Consider the following 17,526-nt stretch of genomic DNA (forward strand, 5'->3'; position numbering starts at 1 on the left):
TCAGTACATGTACTTTAAAGCAGGCGTGTACAACCAAAATAATACGGGCGATTCAAAGGACTATGCTCAAGCTACTTTTTACGCACTCGATAACAACCATACTGGATACTCACAACCAAATTCAACACCAACAACTGATTCATCAGGGGGTAGTAGTAGCGGCGATAATGGTGGCGGTAATGGCGATGACACAGGTCACGACCCGCTCATTGGTGATGTAGATTTTTCCGTGAAAAGTGAATGGAAAAATGGCTTTACGGGAAATCTGGAAATTACTAATACCGGTGATAAGGCTATCAATGGTTGGAAGCTAGAATTTGATGCTCCTTTTGAAATGAAAAACATCTGGGGTGCTGAGATTCTGAGCCACGAAGGGAACCGTTATGAAATTAGTAATGCTGACTGGAATGGATCTCTTGCGCCAGGAAGTTCGATCGAACTTGGCTTTAATGGTAGTAATTCTGATAATACGGCACTGACTTTGAGTAATGTGGAGCTAAATGATGTCGCGATCGGAGCAGTAGACCAGACCTTAGCTGCAAGCAGTAGTATTATTTAATCCATGTTTTAAACTTTATGGATTTTGGAACTTATCCCACTAGTAAGATTTTTGCTAAAAAGCTTAAATGTTTTAAAAGCTAAAAATGAAGAAATAAAGCTTTTCAGGCAAATTTCACTCACACAAATAAGCATTTTTAGAATAGTGGGATAGGTTCTAGTATTAACTTCCAAAACAATTAAGTTTTCTGCACAATCAACAATGATGGTCTTACCAAATTTGCTGTAGAGCATAATCAGAAAACTATAGAGATTAGTTAGATAGGGAGTTATACACTTATAGCCAAAACTGGAGCTAATACCAATTCGATAAATCATTGGAACGTCTCCTAAGAAATCTATCTGTCTGATTATTTTTCCAAATTGGTATTAGGCTAGTTTAAATTTATTTTTCTCACTAACTGCGATCAGGATATTTTTCGGTTCATTCTCAAATGAGAGTAGAACTAGAATCAGTGGGGATAAATTGAATGGAATCAATTCTCACATGTTCGGCAGTATTGAGTAAACCTTGTTCGATTCCTTCAATCCGGAAATTATCACCTTTAGATACAAAAATATCTGAAATTTCCATGGATGTCATGGTTTGTTCGTTAGCCAAGGGACTACCTAAATCCTTATTTAGCTGGAAAGATATTAGTCGATCGCTTCCTTGGTCTATTTTCAGTTGACCGACACCATCGTTCTCATCAAAATAATTAATCTTGAGGTCGTAGGTACCCGTACTTCCTGTAAAATCAAAGCTTGCGGTACCGCTATCATTATTATTTCCACCGCGTAAGCTTATAACTTCTCCTCCAGACGCAGCACCAATTTTTTCAACTCGATATTCTCCCCCAAGCTGCATATCCTCTGCTTCAAGGAACACAGGTTTGAGAGGTTTAGGATTTGTAGCAGTACGAATAAATTCGACAGAATCAACTCTTGCATGCTCTGCAGTTTGAGGAGAACCTTGTTCGATTCCTTCAATTTGGAAGCGATCGCCAGATGATATGGAAACATTTTTAATTTCCATAGAAGTCATGGTTTGTTGGTTGGCAGCAGGACTGCCTAGTTGCTTGTCCAACTTAAAAGATGTTAGCTGCTGATTTCCTTTGTTTAGTTTTAATTGAGCAACGCCATCATTTTCATCGAAGTAGTTAATTTTGACGTTATATATTCCTGTGCCTCCTGTAAAGTTAAAGCTTGCGGTACCGCTATCATTATTATTTCCACCGCGTAAGCTTATAACTTCTCCTCCAGAAGCAGCACCAATTTTCTCAACTCGATATTCTCCCCCGAGTTGCATATCTTCTGCTTGAATTACCATAGGGTTGCTACCGGTAGGAGGTTTAGGATTAGTAGGAGTTTGACCTCCATTATTTCCAGGTACACTCCCAGGAACTGTAGGAAATAAAGCTTCAAATTTGTCAAGGGTACTTTGTCCGGGAGCAACGGTGGGCTCTATATTCGCTTTGTACCAAGTATCTTTAGGATTTTCGTTTGTATCAGGGATATTACCATTACCATTGTTTGCAAATCCTACATTCCCAGTATTACCCCAGAAATATGTTTGTCCCTTACCTTTTTGATTTCTTTTGGCGAAATAACCCCCACCACTGGCTTTTCGGTTGTAGCTTGAAGGTTTAAACATCGAATTACCAATGAAGTAATTATTCTGAGTTAGACGGGAAATCTTTGCTGTAGTACCATTATCCGCCCAACCCATCGTATATCCCTTATCGGGTATCTTGTTAGGATCGGGATGCTTATACTCAAACTCTGCCATAACCCCGATGTTTTTCGCAAAGTAGCTGTTCTGTGCTCCCTCTTCTACAAACCCAGCCCAACGTCGCCAACCGACAACTACATTTTCATAAGCAAGGCTACCTGTTGAGTATGCATCCCAATCAAAACCATCTCCACCAGCGTTCTCAATAAAATTATGAGCAGCTTGAGTCCGCTCTGAACCTAAACTCCAAATGGCACGCTTACCAGTATCGTGAATGTAGTTGTTGAGAATTTTTACATCACTATTACCCCAGTGAGATACCACACCTTCCCACACATTACCGATATCAAAACCGCGTACTTCGACGTTGTCAGAGCCTTCTATATAGACACCTGTACCTCGCTGATTACTACGTAATTTGGCATTATTAACACCAATAAGTTTAACGTTAGATTTGTCATCTACTCGAAATACAGCATCTACAGAATTTCCTGTATTTTCATCATCGTAGGAATCCGCACTGTGGTTACCATTTCTGGTAATGGTACCATCAACATAAATGGTAGTATCGCTGGGTATATTGAGGGTTCGACCAAAATTGAGATTTCCTCGCAGAACAAAGGTTTTTCCTTTGCCATTTTCAATTTGAGAAATCGAATTATTATCTGCTCTTGTTATTTCGATTGCATTTTTTGGTACTGAATCTGTTGCTTTGATGGCGTTGATGGTATCTTTAAAGGTTTCGTCCTCTATAACAGACTTCTTTTGCTCTGGATCTATAACGTTATATATATAATCTACGGCTCGCTGCGATATTCCCGCTTCTTTGACTTCTCGAATATTTACCGCCATTTTTCAATCTCCTTGTCAACACCAAAAAAATTAATAATTCCGTAAATGTATTTACCTTCGAGTGTAATTCAGTAAAAAATCAATTAGATACAAGCCTTAGATCTATCTAGAAGCATAAATATAGGTTAACTAGTCTGAAAAATAACATTGTAATCAAGTAATTACACTCATGAAAACCTTAAACTTAACAGTTGTTTGTAGGATCTGAGAGACTATGACATTAGGTAGTATATCTATGCGAAGTAGTAACAATCCCAAATGATTAGAAACAATTACCTTTGATTTTGGTTTTGCCAACATAACAACTGGATAAATCTTAGATTTGAGTAGCATAGATTTTGAGAATCACAAGCTTAGAATCAAACAAATTTAGAGAGATTAAGATGCTAGTTCTCCAAACCTATCTTGTATTCAATCAATAATCTTTATTTCGTACACTTTAAATCTCAAAACTAAGTTTTCGACCACTTAATATATACATTACAAAATAAAAAGTGACAAAGTCGGGACAAACTACAATAACTCAGTTTTATTTTGAAATAATTTTGGGGTTTTAAGCTTACAATGCAAGCTGCCGAGAGTATAAATTAATAATCAAAGGTAAGTACTATGGCAAACCGAATATCATTGAAAGTATATGTGCTTAGGTACCAGGTAAATCAAGGCTCTAACAGCAAAAAACTGTGCTCGATCACTTCTCCACAGCAATAATATTGATTTCACAAAAATCTGTCACTAATTTTTCAATATGGATGAGAAGTAAGCCAAGTCTTAATACTTGGTGTTTGTTTGATTATTTTTGACAACTCATTAACTAATGGTAATTTAAGTATTTCGGCAGAAGGTCGATAAGGTCCATAGGGATCTGGTATATAGAAAAATGTAGATTCAGTCTTCCATAAGTTAGCATTTTCATCAAAAGTACATAGAAGATCGAACAATGCTAAATCAGCCCAAGTCAAAGAGTCTCCCACAAGAAATGGAGAATTAGAGGAAGATGAAATCATTTTCTCAAATCTTCTCAAATGCATTGACCAAGTTGTGTCGAAAAACTCATTGAGTTTCTCTAGCTTCACTTTTGGTTCCCTCATTTTCATGACTAACCGACCATTATCCACAACTCGATCTACATAACACCCATAAAAAATATCTAGTATGTCTCTCCAGGCATCAACTATCATATCTGTTTGAGCTGCTTGTACATTATCATTAGGATATAAGCCAGCTTTTTTGGCAGCATAGCGAGCAATAGCACATGATTGACTTATCGTTGTCCCGTCAACTTGTAAAATAGGCAGCTGTTCAAACGGTAATTGTCCACTGTCCCGCATCTGAAAGTATTCCTGAAAAGAAATTCCTTTATCTTCAAAAGAAATATCACCATAAATAAAGATAAGACGTGAAAGCTCTGCTCTACCTTTTCCGTCATTGTAATAAAACAAAATAGGATTATTCATAATTTCAATCGACTAATTTTATGCTTGACAACAACCCCATATAATAACAGTGAGTAGTAACTTTCTTTATTTCTCAAGGTTTAATTAACGGTTCTGAAAAGGTCTGAGTTTCATACTTCCCAAGTGTTTTATAAGTGTTTTATAACTTCACCTTAGATGGTTCAAGCCGCAAACGACAAGAAACCATTCCCGATCGCTCCCCCACAGCAGTAATCTCAATTTCACTACCCGATGCTCCCTTAATTACCCACTCGACATGACAACGGTAGTCAGTACCCTGCTTAGCCCAAAGCTTTGTCACCTTGTTAGAACGTCCTTCCAGATGGTTAATATTTTGTTTGAGTTGACCGCTAACTAGACTCACCCCAGAAGGTAAAGATAGATTAACTTCAATCGGTTTCACTGCTCCTCGTTCTAAAGCTTTTTGACTAGTGTAGGTCGGTAAAAAACCTTGGTTTTCCAATTGAATCATGACATGATAAATATCACTTCCTTGGTAGATCGCATCAGCACGACCCAACACCAAACGGGGAGACATTAAAGCATGAGCAATCGCAAAACGACATTGTCGATTGCATATATCGGGTAAATATTCCGGTGGTGCGTTATCCCATACCAGTTTGTCGTCCCAACCGCCAATTTCCACTTCTCCTAATTGAGGATGATTAAAAGGCTCCCAGTTGATAAACCCTTTACCCGCAAGCTTTTGATCGTTCCACTGCAACAATTTTAGGTCATCTGCTACCGGATGTCGGCGACTCCAGTCAATGTGTTTTCCTTTATTTACCCCAGCTGCGGTCGGTGCATCCCACAGTTCGATGGTAAAACCGAACCAGCCGAAGTGGTCGTAACCATAGTCATCCATTCCCCCGTTAGTTACTTGTTGAGGATGACGACGAAAGTCGTGGTATACAGAAACGCATTCATAACCAGTTAGTTTGCTTCCTTTTTCCCCAATCAATTTATAAATTTCCAAATCCTCAACCGGGAAATGCTCGTCGGGGTGGGTACTATAGGGACGCAAAATTAAAGCACAGTGAGTGTGGTAACTAATAAAACCATTAATATTACGATGGGACTGCCAAAACTCAGCTTCAGAACGGGTTTCTGACTCAGACAAAGGCAAATCTCCTGCACCTTTTTGCACCCCTTCTGGCATCCAGAGGTAGGGGTAATTGCGGTTAAAATCCATACCTTCTAACCGGGGAGCTACCTTGATATTCTTACCATCATAATTATGAATGAATCCCTCCGGTAGTAAAGTATAGTAAGTACCACCAAATTCTTCCGGTTCGCGATCGACCATTAAACGCGGGTCTTCTTCCGAGACCTTCCAAGCACCACATTCATCCTGAATTCGCATCAATAAGATTAATCCATCTCCATTAATATCTTCCCAATGGAGCCCATCTTGCTTTTCAGGGTAGGGATAAGGACGGACACTAGAACGCAACCAGTAAGGAGTAGTTAGGTATTTTTCCGCCCCATCAATTGCCAAACGGGGTAATACATAGACAGTATAATTATCGAGAAGATTAGTTGCTTGAGGATCTCGGTGGTATTGGGTCAATAGGTAATAGATAGTATAGCAAGCAACAGCCGAGCCAGTGACTTCCGCAGCATGGGTATTAGCGTCAATCCAGTAACCCGGTTTAGTAAGGGGACTTCCAGTTACTTGATTAGTGAGGGTAACAAGCCAAATATCCCGTCCAGCATAACTCTTACCCAGTACTTGTAAATCGATTAACTTCGGATAATCCTCCGCCATCTGAGTAAGGTAATCTACCAGTTCAGCGTAAGTATAGTAGTGACTGAAGTCAAATTTATTTACCTTCATGATGACTGCAAATATGATGCGTCTCTAGAATTTTTCCCAAATACCCAATAAGTTTAAAATAGAGTTCGATAAATAAGCTTTGAATTGCAAGGAGTCGAAATTATAAACAAACAAAAGTTAACAAAAATTAGTAGTTTGGGACAATTTAAGTGAACGAAAAACGATTACAGCTACCAAATAAACCACCACAAAACGAGGAAAAATTAGAAGAAGATTTATTTCCCTACTATTATGGCGAACCTGGTAGCGTCCCAGGAACCCTAGACATCGATCCAGATGCAGCACCATCAGAGTTAGTTTTAATTGATTACAACCAAGAAAATGCTGTCCGAGTGCAGCAAATATCACCAGAGCAATGCGTGTATTACTTGGATACAGAATCAGTATCTTGGGTAGATGTTAGGGGCTTAGGCAGCGAGGATATATTAATAAAGTTAGGTCAAGTTTTTAACTTACATCAACTAGTTTTAGAAGATGTAGTCAACATTCCCCAGCGTCCCAAAATAGAAGACTACAAAAATCAGTTGGTAATTATTACCAGAATGGTTATACCCGATTCAGATGGAAAAGGATTTCGTAGCGAACAAGTGAGCTTGATTTTGGGTGAACATTATTTACTCACATTGCAAGAAGAATCAAGCATGGACTGTTTCAATCCGGTTCGCGATCGCCTAAGGGGAAACAAAGGTTCAATTCGTCAACGGGGACCGGATTTTTTAGCATATGCGTTGTGGGATGCAATCATTGATGGTTTTTTCCCAGTATTAGAAGATTTTGGCGAACGAATTGAAGATTTAGAAGATGAAGTAGTACATAAACCCAACGAACAAACCTTAGGGAAAATCTATCAAGTTAAACGAGATTTACTTACATTGCGTCGTGCAATATGGCCCCAACGGGATGCAATTAATGCTTTAATCAGAGACAAAAGTCCTTTATTAAGTGAAGACGTAATCGTTTATCTACGAGATTGTTACGACCATACTGTCCAGATTATCGACGTAGTGGAGACATACAGGGAATTAACAACAGGTTTGATGGATGTGTACCTATCTGCTCTGAGCAACAAAATGAACGAAATCATGAAGTTGTTAACTGTGATCTCCACAATTTTTATTCCCTTAACCTTTATTGCTGGGGTGTATGGAATGAACTTTAATCCCCAGGCTTCACCATTTAATATGCCAGAACTGAATTGGTATTGGGGTTATCCTGTTTGTTGGGCAATTATGATTATTGTAGCTTCGAGTTTGATTATCTTCTTCTGGCGCAAAGGTTGGTTTAACAATGTTTCAGAAGTTAAGCGGGATGGGTGAGGGGTAGGGAGTCAGGAGTAATGAGTAATAAGTAATAAGTAATGAGTAATGAGTAATGAGTAAGAAGTCAGGAGTCAGGAGTCAGGAGTCAGGAGTCAGGAGTAATGAGTAAGAAGTCAGGAGTTAGGAGTAATTTTATCGGTTACAACTGATAATTGTAGTCCTTTGGGGCGTGGCGTTACCCATATAGCGATTGATTTTTGACTGGGGATTAGCGTTAGCGCCTAGCGTAAGCGTACCGGATCCGCAAGGTAGCGCAGCTAGAGGCTATAACTACGTTACCTTTGGATCTGCCGTCGCCGCAGGCTCTAGGTATTGCGTGACGCGACAGCGCCATATGGGGTTTAAGTACTTTTGACTTTGATTATTGTGCTACACTAAAAGTGCGCTAGGTTTAAGGTTAACGCTATACGTGAGATTTATCATTAGATTTGTCATCATAAGTATAGTGGTAATGCATTCATCTTGAAGCATTTACGAACATCTTTATTCGCTAGCAGCAAATAGAAAAAGTTATGATTTTAATAATTCATAACTCATAAAATTTCTTGTGTATGATGCGATCGCATGTTTTTGCAGGATTTTGTTATCAACTAAAAGACTTGCTCAAATATGTGATCTGACAAGAAAAAGCCCCGTGAAAGCATTAAATACGGGGATGGGTTTGTATGAATAAAATTAGTATATCACGCTAAAACAATTTTGTGATATACAATTTTTAGTTGCAATTAAAAAGTGCATTGCAATTGGAAAAATATTATTACTAATAATAATTTGGTAGGGGTGCAAGGCATTGCGCCCTTATTATTTAGTCTTGATCGTGTTTAGTCTTGATCGCGTTGGTTTTGATCGTGTTTATCTTGCATCAGTAAATTCTCTTCGTACCTATAAATAGTTGTGAGTTATTGAATATCTATTTTTGCTTGTTAGTCCATTAATGCATTCTAAATTTAATTCATCTGTCTGCAGATTTATTTTCTAAAATATTTTATTTCAAAAGATAAATCTTTAACTCGAATAACAAGGAATGAATAATAGAATTATGTAAAACAAAAAACAGCAAATGTATTTATATCAAAGGGTCAAAAACACCAAGGTAGTTTGTGAGAGTTAGGAACGGTATTCATGCAGGTACTGGTAAGTTTAAAGTTTGGCGATGGTGACTTTACTAATGGATTTCCTGAAATCTCTATATTCACAAGTAAAGTTGGTAGTCAGCACTCTCAAGAAATAGAAATTCAATTACCTCCTGCACCTGAAATTCGTAAGTCATATCAAAATTGGCAAAAAAAATATATTAATTTATTTAAAAATCTTGGAATTAGAATTTTAATTCCTAGATCTGTCGCTACAAGTTTAGATCTAGAACATGAGAATATCACCAGAGGTTTCAATAAAAATATAGCGACTAATTGGTCACCTGAGAAGCAAAAGCAGGAATTTGAAAAGTCTAAGCAAGAGTGCGATAGCGAAGCGCTGCTGCAAAAAGCAGAACGCTATGCTTCAGAGTTACGCACTGAGGTTAATCAGTGGTTGGAAAAAGTAAAGTCCAAATTGGAAGCACGATTGGAGTTAGATCCAAATTCTCAAATTTTGTTGGAGATTCATACTCAAAATATTACATTGCAGCAAACGAAGGATATTTTACATCGTTTGCCTTGGCGGGAATGGGATTATTTTCAAGAATGTTCGGGTCTAGAAGTTATTTTGTGTTTGAGTGAATCCAATTCCCCTGCGCCAAAAGTTAAGGATGATGGGATATTTAGAAGGGTTAGAATTACAAGTATTTTTGGTGATAGTAAGGATATAAACGTTAAAAGGGATAAAGAATTAATTGCAAAGCTAGAGAAGCGCGGAGCAGAGTTAATTAATCTGGAGCAACCACAACGCCAAGATTTTAGCAAGTTATGGGATGAACCTTGCAATATCTTATTTTATAGCGGTCATAGCGAAACTTTTGAAGATGGGACTGTTGGATCGCTGCAAATTAATTCTACTGATAATTTAAGTTTGCAGGAAATCAGAAATACCTTAGGGGAAGCTGTTAAAAAAGGTTTAAAGTTAGCAATATTTAATTCCTGTGACGGTTTGGGTTTAGCAAAACAATTAGCAGATTTGCATTTACCCTACATCATAGTTTGGCGCGAACCGGTACCAGATAAAACCGCGATCGGGTTTATTGAATATTTTCTTAGTTCTTATGCTCAGGGGGAATCTTTATTTACCTCGGTGCGAAATGCAAGACTTAAGCTTGTAGAATTAACATCTCAAGAAGAAAGGGAAAAGCAAATACCAGGATTAAACTGGTTACCAATAATCTGTAAAAATACTAGCGTTCCACCTCCGACTTGGAAAGATTTAGGAGGACTCACAGGTAAACTTCCTCATTCTCCTTATAAGGGATTATCTGCATTCCAAGAAGAAGATGCAGAATACTTTTTTGGAAGAGAGAAGTTTATTGCAGATTTATTCGAAGCAGCAAAAAGTAAACCTTTGGTTCCGGTGGTTGGTGCTTCTGGAAGCGGAAAATCTTCGGTGGTGTTTGCGGGGTTGGTTCCTCGGTTACGGGAAGATGGTATACAAATTGTGTCTTTTCGTCCGGGGAATAATCCTTTTGATGCTTTAGCTGTTGCTTTGAGTTCCCATATTCAATCTGTCATTGGGACGCAAGAAAGCAATCCCAACCCACCTGTTATTGGGACAAGGGGAAACAATCTCAATCCACCTGTCATTGGGATAAGGGGAAACAATTCCAACACAACCGTTATTGGGACGAAAGGAAACAATCTCAATCCACCTGTCATTGCGAATCAACAAAGCAATCCCAACCCATCTGTCATTGCGACGCAAGGAAGCAATCCCCAACCATTAGAAACTAGTAACGAGTGCGCAATTCCTACACAAATAAACTTGCTTCATGACAAGCAAGCTTTATGTCGGTTAATTGAAAATATTGTTGCTTCTAGCGAAATTCCCCCAAAATCATCTACAAATGCATCACAATCATGTAGAGACGTTGCATGCAACGTCTCTACGGGGGATGATAATTCTGTTGCGGGGATGTATAAAGGACAAACATCATCCCAAAGGTTTATATTAATCGCAGATCAATTTGAAGAACTTTACACCTTAACCCCGGAATCACAACAGCAACCCTTCTTAAATTTATTGCTCCACGCGGTCAAATCCGCACCAAATTTTAGTTTAGTACTGACTCTACGGGCTGATTTTTATGGACACGCGATTTCTAACCGTGATTTTAGCGATCTTTTACAGCAGGGAATTTATAATTCCTCTCCCATGAATCAATCAGAATTGCGTGCTGCGATCGAACAACCAGCAGCAAAGATGAAGGTGGAGTTAGAACCGGGTTTAACAGATAAATTAATTGACGAACTTGGAAATCAAGCGGGAAGTTTACCTTTATTAGAGTTTACCTTATTCCAACTGTGGGAAAAACACGATAAATGGTATCTTAACCACCAAGCTTATAAAGAAATTGGTGGTTTAAAACAAGCTTTAGCAAAATATGCAGATTCAATATTAAGTCCCTTATCTGCTCGCAATAAAGAAAAAGCTGAACGGATATTTATTCAGTTGGTTAGTCCAGGGGAAGGTACGGAAGATACCAAGCGCAAAGCAACCCGTGCTGAAGTGGGGAAAGAAAATTGGGATTGGGTAGAATTTTTCGCAAATCAACGTTTGCTGGTAACGGGTTGGGATGAAACCACTCAAGAGAAGACGGTAGAAATTATCCATGAAGCGCTGATTCGAGAATGGGGAATGCTCCGGGAATGGATCAAAAGTAATCGTCAGTTCCGGGTTTGGCAAGAACGTTTACAGTTTACAGTAGTTAAATGGGAAGATAAGGGGCGGGATTCGGAATATTTGTTAAGTGGTGGAAATTTAGGTGAAGCAGAAGGTTGGTTCAATGATGAGAAATATCGGGAGTATTTGAGCGATTCTCAAAGTAAGTTTATTCGGGAGAGTTTACAAGAGCGCGATCGCAAAGAACAAGAAAAAGTTAGTCAACAACAGGAAAAAACACGGTTGCAAAAACGCGCAATCAAATGGCTTTCTGGTGGTTTGCTAGCAGCTTCATTAGCTACTGGGTTTGCTGGTTGGAATTGGGTAGAAGCGAAAACAAGCGCGATCGCCAGCGAAATTAATAGTTTGAGCACTAGATCGGAATACCTTTTTGGCTTGAAAAACTATGAAGATGCATTGATTGAAGCTATTAAAGGTAATGAGTTATTAGCAAAAAGCTGGTGGAGGACACGGATACCAACAGATACTCAACAGCAAATTAAAATCGCCCTACATAATGCTATTCATGACTCTGTTGAATTAGAACAACACACCTTAACTGGACATCAAGACTGGGTTTATCAGGTGGGATTTAGCCCGGATGGAAAAACTATTGCTTCCGCTTCAGGGGATAAAACAGTGAAGTTGTGGTCCACAAATGGTAAATTACTCCACACCTTAACTGGACATCAAAACTCGGTTTATCACGTGGGATTTAGCCCGGATGGAAAAACTATTGCTTCCGCTTCATGGGATAAAACAGTGAAGTTGTGGAATTGGGATTTTGATAATTTACTAACGCGGGGTTGTAATAGGCTTGAAGGTTATTTAGTTAGTTATCCAGATAAACTTGAAGAGCTTAAGGTTTGTCAAACTCCGCAAGTACTAGCCGCAGTTGCTTCTAATTTTATAAGACAAGGTGAGGATTTAGCGAAAAATGGTGATTTTGAAGATGCGGTGGAGAAGTTTCGTCAAGCAAAAAAATGGAATCCGAAATTAGATTTTAATCCGGAGTCAAAAGCAAAAGCGATAAGTTTAAAGGAAGAAGGAAGGAGTAAGAAGTAAGGAGTAAGGGGTGTACTTTGTTCCAAGGCTCAGCCTAGGAACCGGTAACAAGAGCCTCCGCTTCTTAATTATACCGGAGGCGGAGCCTCCAATACTGTGTTCCTTGCCGGAGACAAGGAACAAGCCAGTAAAAAGTCATTAGCGGATCCGTAAGGTAGCGGCTCCGTAGGTAGCGCAGCTAGAGGCTCCGCCGTCGCCGCAGGCTCTAGCTATAGCGTGTCCGTAGGACATAAGTCAAAAGTAAGAATTTACCAATGCCCCATCCCCCATGCCCAATGCCCAATCGCCAATCCCCAACCCTCACCTCAAAAACCTAATCGTAAAAGGATAACGATAATGTTCCCCCTTATAAGCTTTCATCGCCGCAAAATTGACGACAAATAATTGTAGTAATAAAGCAAATAAAGTTAACAAAAATAAACCCGTTAATAAACTATCTAGTACTAATTTTAATAAAATAATAGAATTACTAATTAATGCTAACCCACCAGTTATAAAAACTATACACAAAGAAATAATAATAAAAATTAAAGTATATAAAGTCAAAGACATTTGGAAATTTATCGATTCCTTACCTTGAAAATCAATCCAAGGATATTGCGCTCTTTTATATTTCCAAACAATTAAAGGGGCAATAATATTTAGTGGTAGAAATAACGGAATACCTATAATTACCAAATAAATAATCAATACCCATGCACCTACAGCCGAGAGATGACATGACATCCCCCATACACGCATTTGTTGTTGACTCGTTTGTTTCATGGCTTCCTAAGCTTAAGGTGGATGCATAAGAAAAGTATCCACCGAAATATATATATCAAAGCCAAACATACAAATCCAAATATAAAGTAAAAATTCATATCAATGGGAGAATTAAACTCTAGATAAATATTTAATTTCAAGTAAATATTTAATTCAAAGCAAGAATTTAATTAACATTGAAATTTTAATTAATACCAATTTATTTTAAGATTGCTGCGATATATAGCGCTACGCGCGAGTAAAAAATTAAAAGTAAAAAGCCTAGTGTATATGGCTTAAGCGGGTTAATATATGTCCCAAGGTGCCTTCGTAGCGCGATAAAAGAGAACAGGGAGCAGAAAACAGGAAACAGAGAACTCACATGTAGCATTATTTTTTTGAAATTGGTTTAGCATTGAGAGTCTAACTGAAAATAGAAATTGAAGTTAAAATCGCAGGATTTCGCAATCGTAATTTTCAGGTAAAGGTTCAATTTCCCACACAATACCTTCACCGGTTTCCAAAGCAACTTCCACAAATAATTGTTCCACAGCAGTAGTTGCGATATCTTCATTATTAGGAAACGGTTGTAAATCTTCGCTGAGTAACCTTAACTTAAAACCACCAGGAATTACTGCACCAACGTTATTATTACGAAGCTCAAAACGCCAGATATTTTCCGTATATTCACCTTTCGGGGTCACACACAATTCATAGGATTGACCAGCAATTATTAACTGACGAGAAAATGCTACTTGTACGGGTGTTTCTTCAATATTTCTCGCAGTTGCTGCACTTAGTTCCAGATTAAAACTTTGCCAACCAATTTGTTCCACAAATTGAGACATTCCCTCCTGCAACCATCGCATAACACTGTATGGTTCGGGACAGCCCAAACGCCTATGGTACAAGCTTTTTCTCCACCCACCATGTTCCACTAATCCCGACCAAATGGAAAATGGAACTTCTAATCTGGGTTCAATTATTTGAGAATCTCCCAACCGCTCAATCAGATTTTGTGCGTGTTGTACGGACATATGAGGTACGGGAGCAACCGTTGTACGGGTATTTTCCTCACTACAAAATTCTATAGCTGTAGCCAAAGCACTAATATCATCAATGATTTGTTTATCATCTACAGCATAAGTACGACTGCTGGGATCGTAAGTACCACAATCTTTAAGTTGAGCATGGGTACAATAGCCCCAAACCCTGACATAATTAGCTTCAGGTTCAACTTGGATACCCAAATAATAATCCCCAACCCAGGAAGGAATATCAATCCATTCTTGGGGTACGCGTATTTCTTCAGAATCTATCGCTTCCGTGGGAACTAATATTAACTTGGTTCCGTCCAATAGATCGACCGCACTTCCATTTACCACCTCCCAAAAACTAGACAAAGCTTTGGTATTTGGACAAGGTTTTGCATTTACGCTGATATCCTCCCGAATCCAAGGTAATACAGCTGCAAGGCAAAGCTTATTGATATAGGCTTGATAACATGAATTAGGATTGGAAAAAAATCCACTCGTAAAATCTGCAGGATTTTTAACCTTTTCCGGTATTTCTAGTATCAATTCCGTCGTGCGAGCAAAATTAAATAAATTTAAGTTAGTAATCATTTTTAGTACTCCCGGGGATGTTTTAACCCTTATTCAGTATGCGCAAGGGAAATTTTTTCCCCAGCAGAAAATGTTTATTTTTTTGCTGATATAAAGCTGATATAAAATCGATCTAAATTCTCTAAAATCCACATTTAACTGAACTTTAGACATATAGGAATCCAGTTTAATTTATGTTACCTTGCATAATGTGACTATAATCACTCATGCACATACAACATACAAAACAAAAAGTATAAAGTTAAGCAAAGCGCAACGTAGACAGGCATGGTTATCGCAAAATCAGCGAAAGATTCCTAAATATTAGGGAAAATTCATCACTACATATTAGTTGAATGTTTTAACAAAATATTTTAACCAAATGTTTGATTTAACCGAATTTTAGGGAAAATTTCGAGTGAAACTTAGTCAGTCAGAATACCTCTCTCAAATAATTGTTTCCAATTATCTCTTCAAGATTTTCCCAATTTTTTTTCAATGCAAATTTTCCCATAAGTATTTAATTACGAGATTGCTGATAATGTTGTTCTAACCACTCCTCAATTACTGTACTGTTAGTCTTCAATAGATCTGAATTAACGGAAATATGCAAATTTTCTTGACTCCATTGACTTAAAGAACGTATTAATACCTCCTTTGCTTTTGTTAGTCGGCGAGAGATAGTGTATTGTTTAATTTGCAATTCTTGAGCAATTTGCTGTTGGGTTAATCCTTGGGAATAATACAGTACTAATATTTCTTGTGTTTGCTGATTTAAACTTTCAATAGCAGCTTTTAAAACCCCACTAACTTCCGATTGTTGAGATTTACGGTTTTCTTCTTCTTCTTTATCAATCATCTGACTGATGAATGAATCCTTTTCATCTCGAATATAGTCCAGGTATTCAGTTGTATCTCCTTCACCGGTAGGTGTATTAGCGGAAGTTATGTTGGGATAAAGATAGTTACGAACTGATACAGCAGACCTTAACAACCAATTTTCCAGAGTTTGGGGGTCGATCTGAGATTGGATCTGTGAAGCTTGAGTCTGTAAAGATTGAACCTGTAAAGATTGAACCTGTAAAGATTGAACCTGTAAATTGTAATTCTCAGCGATCGCTTTCAAAGTTTCTGGATCTGGTTTTTGTAACTGACGGGTAGGTTTACCCGGTTGGGGAACATATAACTTTTTAAAACTATTCCAAGCAATAATATAATTATTAACTACCTCTGGTGACAAACCAGAATTGATTAAAGACTCTGATAAACGTTTTTGACTAACTTTACGCAGTAATCCCCAAGTAGAACATATATCAACTTCGTGACGTTGACGTAGGGTATCGCGAATCGCACTACTAAAAATCGCTTTCGCATAAGCTTTAAAACCAGAACTTCGCTCGGGATTAAACCCCTTGAGCACTTTATCAATACTCGCGATCGCAACTTGAAAGCAATCTGAAAGTTTATATTGGTTACTAGCAAAACTTTGAACCGTTTTATGAGCAATCCAGTAACAAGTTTCTTGTAAATACGCACTCAGATGGGATTGTGCTAATCTTGCAGATTTTTTCAGCCAAATTTTATACCAATAGTTCGCCCAAAAATTTTCTTGTTCGGCTAATTCGTCACTTCTATTTATAATCTGAGAATTTTTATCGATACAATTTTGTATACTTCGACGCAGTCTAGCATCAGTTGCCCAACCGCTAAAAGAATCAGCATCAAATTGTAAGAAAGTAGAAAAAATTTTAACAATACTGTTTCTAGGATGCATAAAAATACGCAAGCCGATCTAAAGAACAATAGCAAGAATCAATAAGAATCTTTGTTCCAAACTTTACTACAAGCAGCTATACATATGTTTCGGTTCGCAAAAAAAATCTACTCCCGCAGTGATAACGATGGATAACTCTAGTAATATTCAACGTCATCAATCTTTTTTAGCTCCATTCCTGACATCAAAAAAACCTCTTTTCTTCTTTTCTTGACAGGAAAAGCTAGAAAGATTTTTACGACCCGAATTATATAGCAATGGCTAACAATGACAAAGAACTATTGGAAGTTTAAATTGTCAAGATAATTAAATAAAAGTTCAATTAAAAGCTCCCATGTCAAAAAACAGGACTTATGCAATTGTCACAATAAAAGACTAAATTTGAGCTTTTAGTAGGTACTTTAGTACCCTAATGAGCGGGAAAAATCCCTGACTACAAACTCTAGAATATACCGGTTGCATAAGTCCTATTTTTATATCTATAGTTTGAGCTATATGATTTCATAAAAATGAAATACAAAGTCCATAAAATATCAATTTTATTTTCTTCCATTCTAAGTTATCTCACCAATACTCATAATCCAAAACTGCAATATTGTTCAGCATGTATTGTTTAACATGTATTATTAACGCAACAATATATTATATTACCAGATAAAAAATATTGCTGTAATATAAAAAGAAAAAGCAAATCCTATGATTTCCCAGGAAAATCCGTAAAAATTATCAACATTTAGTTCCTAGCTCTTAATTTAGTTCCTAGCTCTTAATTTAGTTCCTAGCTCTTAATTTAGTTCCTAG

Annotated in this window: 9 protein-coding genes; 3 read left to right on the forward strand and 6 right to left on the reverse strand. The window is 37.7% G+C overall.

Annotated elements, in window-relative coordinates; all coding sequences use genetic code 11:
* The coding region (locus BC008_RS42390) for a cellulose binding domain-containing protein (protein WP_201026234.1) at positions 1 to 559 on the forward strand (559 nt) is incomplete at its 5' end.
* 429 nt (positions 560 to 988) lie between these two features.
* Here the strand turns inward: BC008_RS42390 and BC008_RS42400 are convergent.
* The 3 genes from BC008_RS42400 to BC008_RS42415 form a co-directional block, all read right to left on the reverse strand.
* Positions 989 to 3,121, reverse strand: coding sequence for a right-handed parallel beta-helix repeat-containing protein (locus BC008_RS42400; protein WP_027845596.1), 2,133 nt, complete (start codon positions 3,119 to 3,121; stop codon positions 989 to 991).
* Between the two features lie 743 nt (positions 3,122 to 3,864).
* On the reverse strand, positions 3,865 to 4,578 hold the full coding sequence (locus BC008_RS42410; protein ID WP_027845595.1) for a glutathione S-transferase family protein: 714 nt from the start codon (positions 4,576 to 4,578) through the stop codon (positions 3,865 to 3,867).
* 139 nt (positions 4,579 to 4,717) lie between these two features.
* Complete coding sequence (locus tag BC008_RS42415) at positions 4,718 to 6,415, reverse strand: M14 family metallopeptidase (protein ID WP_027845594.1); 1,698 nt, start codon at positions 6,413 to 6,415, stop codon at positions 4,718 to 4,720.
* A 149-nt stretch (positions 6,416 to 6,564) separates the two neighbouring features.
* Here BC008_RS42415 and corA point away from each other — a divergent pair, with 149 nt between their 5' ends.
* Both corA and BC008_RS42425 read left to right on the forward strand, forming a co-directional pair.
* On the forward strand, positions 6,565 to 7,731 hold the full coding sequence (corA, locus tag BC008_RS42420) for a magnesium/cobalt transporter CorA (RefSeq protein WP_027845593.1): 1,167 nt from the start codon (positions 6,565 to 6,567) through the stop codon (positions 7,729 to 7,731).
* Between the two features lie 1,125 nt (positions 7,732 to 8,856).
* Complete coding sequence (locus tag BC008_RS42425; RefSeq protein WP_058184539.1) at positions 8,857 to 12,603, forward strand: nSTAND1 domain-containing NTPase; 3,747 nt, start codon at positions 8,857 to 8,859, stop codon at positions 12,601 to 12,603.
* Between the two features lie 300 nt (positions 12,604 to 12,903).
* Here the strand turns inward: BC008_RS42425 and BC008_RS42430 are convergent, their stop codons facing one another.
* The 3 genes from BC008_RS42430 to BC008_RS42440 all read right to left on the reverse strand — a co-directional run bounded on the left by BC008_RS42430 (position 12,904) and on the right by BC008_RS42440 (position 16,725).
* Positions 12,904 to 13,368, reverse strand: coding sequence for a DUF4870 domain-containing protein (locus tag BC008_RS42430; protein WP_027846422.1), 465 nt, complete (start codon positions 13,366 to 13,368; stop codon positions 12,904 to 12,906).
* Positions 13,369 to 13,793: 425 nt separating this feature from the next.
* On the reverse strand, positions 13,794 to 14,972 hold the full coding sequence (locus BC008_RS42435) for a DUF1822 family protein (protein ID WP_027846423.1): 1,179 nt from the start codon (positions 14,970 to 14,972) through the stop codon (positions 13,794 to 13,796).
* A gap of 499 nt (positions 14,973 to 15,471) precedes the next feature.
* Complete coding sequence (locus BC008_RS42440) at positions 15,472 to 16,725, reverse strand: sigma-70 family RNA polymerase sigma factor (RefSeq protein WP_027846424.1); 1,254 nt, start codon at positions 16,723 to 16,725, stop codon at positions 15,472 to 15,474.
* Positions 16,726 to 17,526 lie beyond the last annotated feature (801 nt).

It is taken from the genome of Mastigocoleus testarum BC008, assembly GCF_001456025.1.
Classification (GTDB): Bacteria; Cyanobacteriota; Cyanobacteriia; order Cyanobacteriales; family Nostocaceae; genus Mastigocoleus; species Mastigocoleus testarum.

What these genes read in the sequence shown, in the direction of transcription:
- BC008_RS42440 (WP_027846424.1), bottom strand. Translation starts at nt 16,725, where the DNA reads ATGCATCCTAGAAACAGTATTGTTAAAATTTTTTCTACTTTCTTACAA.
- BC008_RS42430 (WP_027846422.1), bottom strand. Translation starts at nt 13,368, where the DNA reads ATGAAACAAACGAGTCAACAACAAATGCGTGTATGGGGGATGTCATGT.
- BC008_RS42400 (WP_027845596.1), bottom strand. Translation starts at nt 3,121, where the DNA reads ATGGCGGTAAATATTCGAGAAGTCAAAGAAGCGGGAATATCGCAGCGA.
- BC008_RS42410 (WP_027845595.1), bottom strand. Translation starts at nt 4,578, where the DNA reads ATGAATAATCCTATTTTGTTTTATTACAATGACGGAAAAGGTAGAGCA.
- BC008_RS42415 (WP_027845594.1), bottom strand. Translation starts at nt 6,415, where the DNA reads ATGAAGGTAAATAAATTTGACTTCAGTCACTACTATACTTACGCTGAA.
- BC008_RS42435 (WP_027846423.1), bottom strand. Translation starts at nt 14,972, where the DNA reads ATGATTACTAACTTAAATTTATTTAATTTTGCTCGCACGACGGAATTG.
- BC008_RS42425 (WP_058184539.1), top strand. Translation starts at nt 8,857, where the DNA reads ATGCAGGTACTGGTAAGTTTAAAGTTTGGCGATGGTGACTTTACTAAT.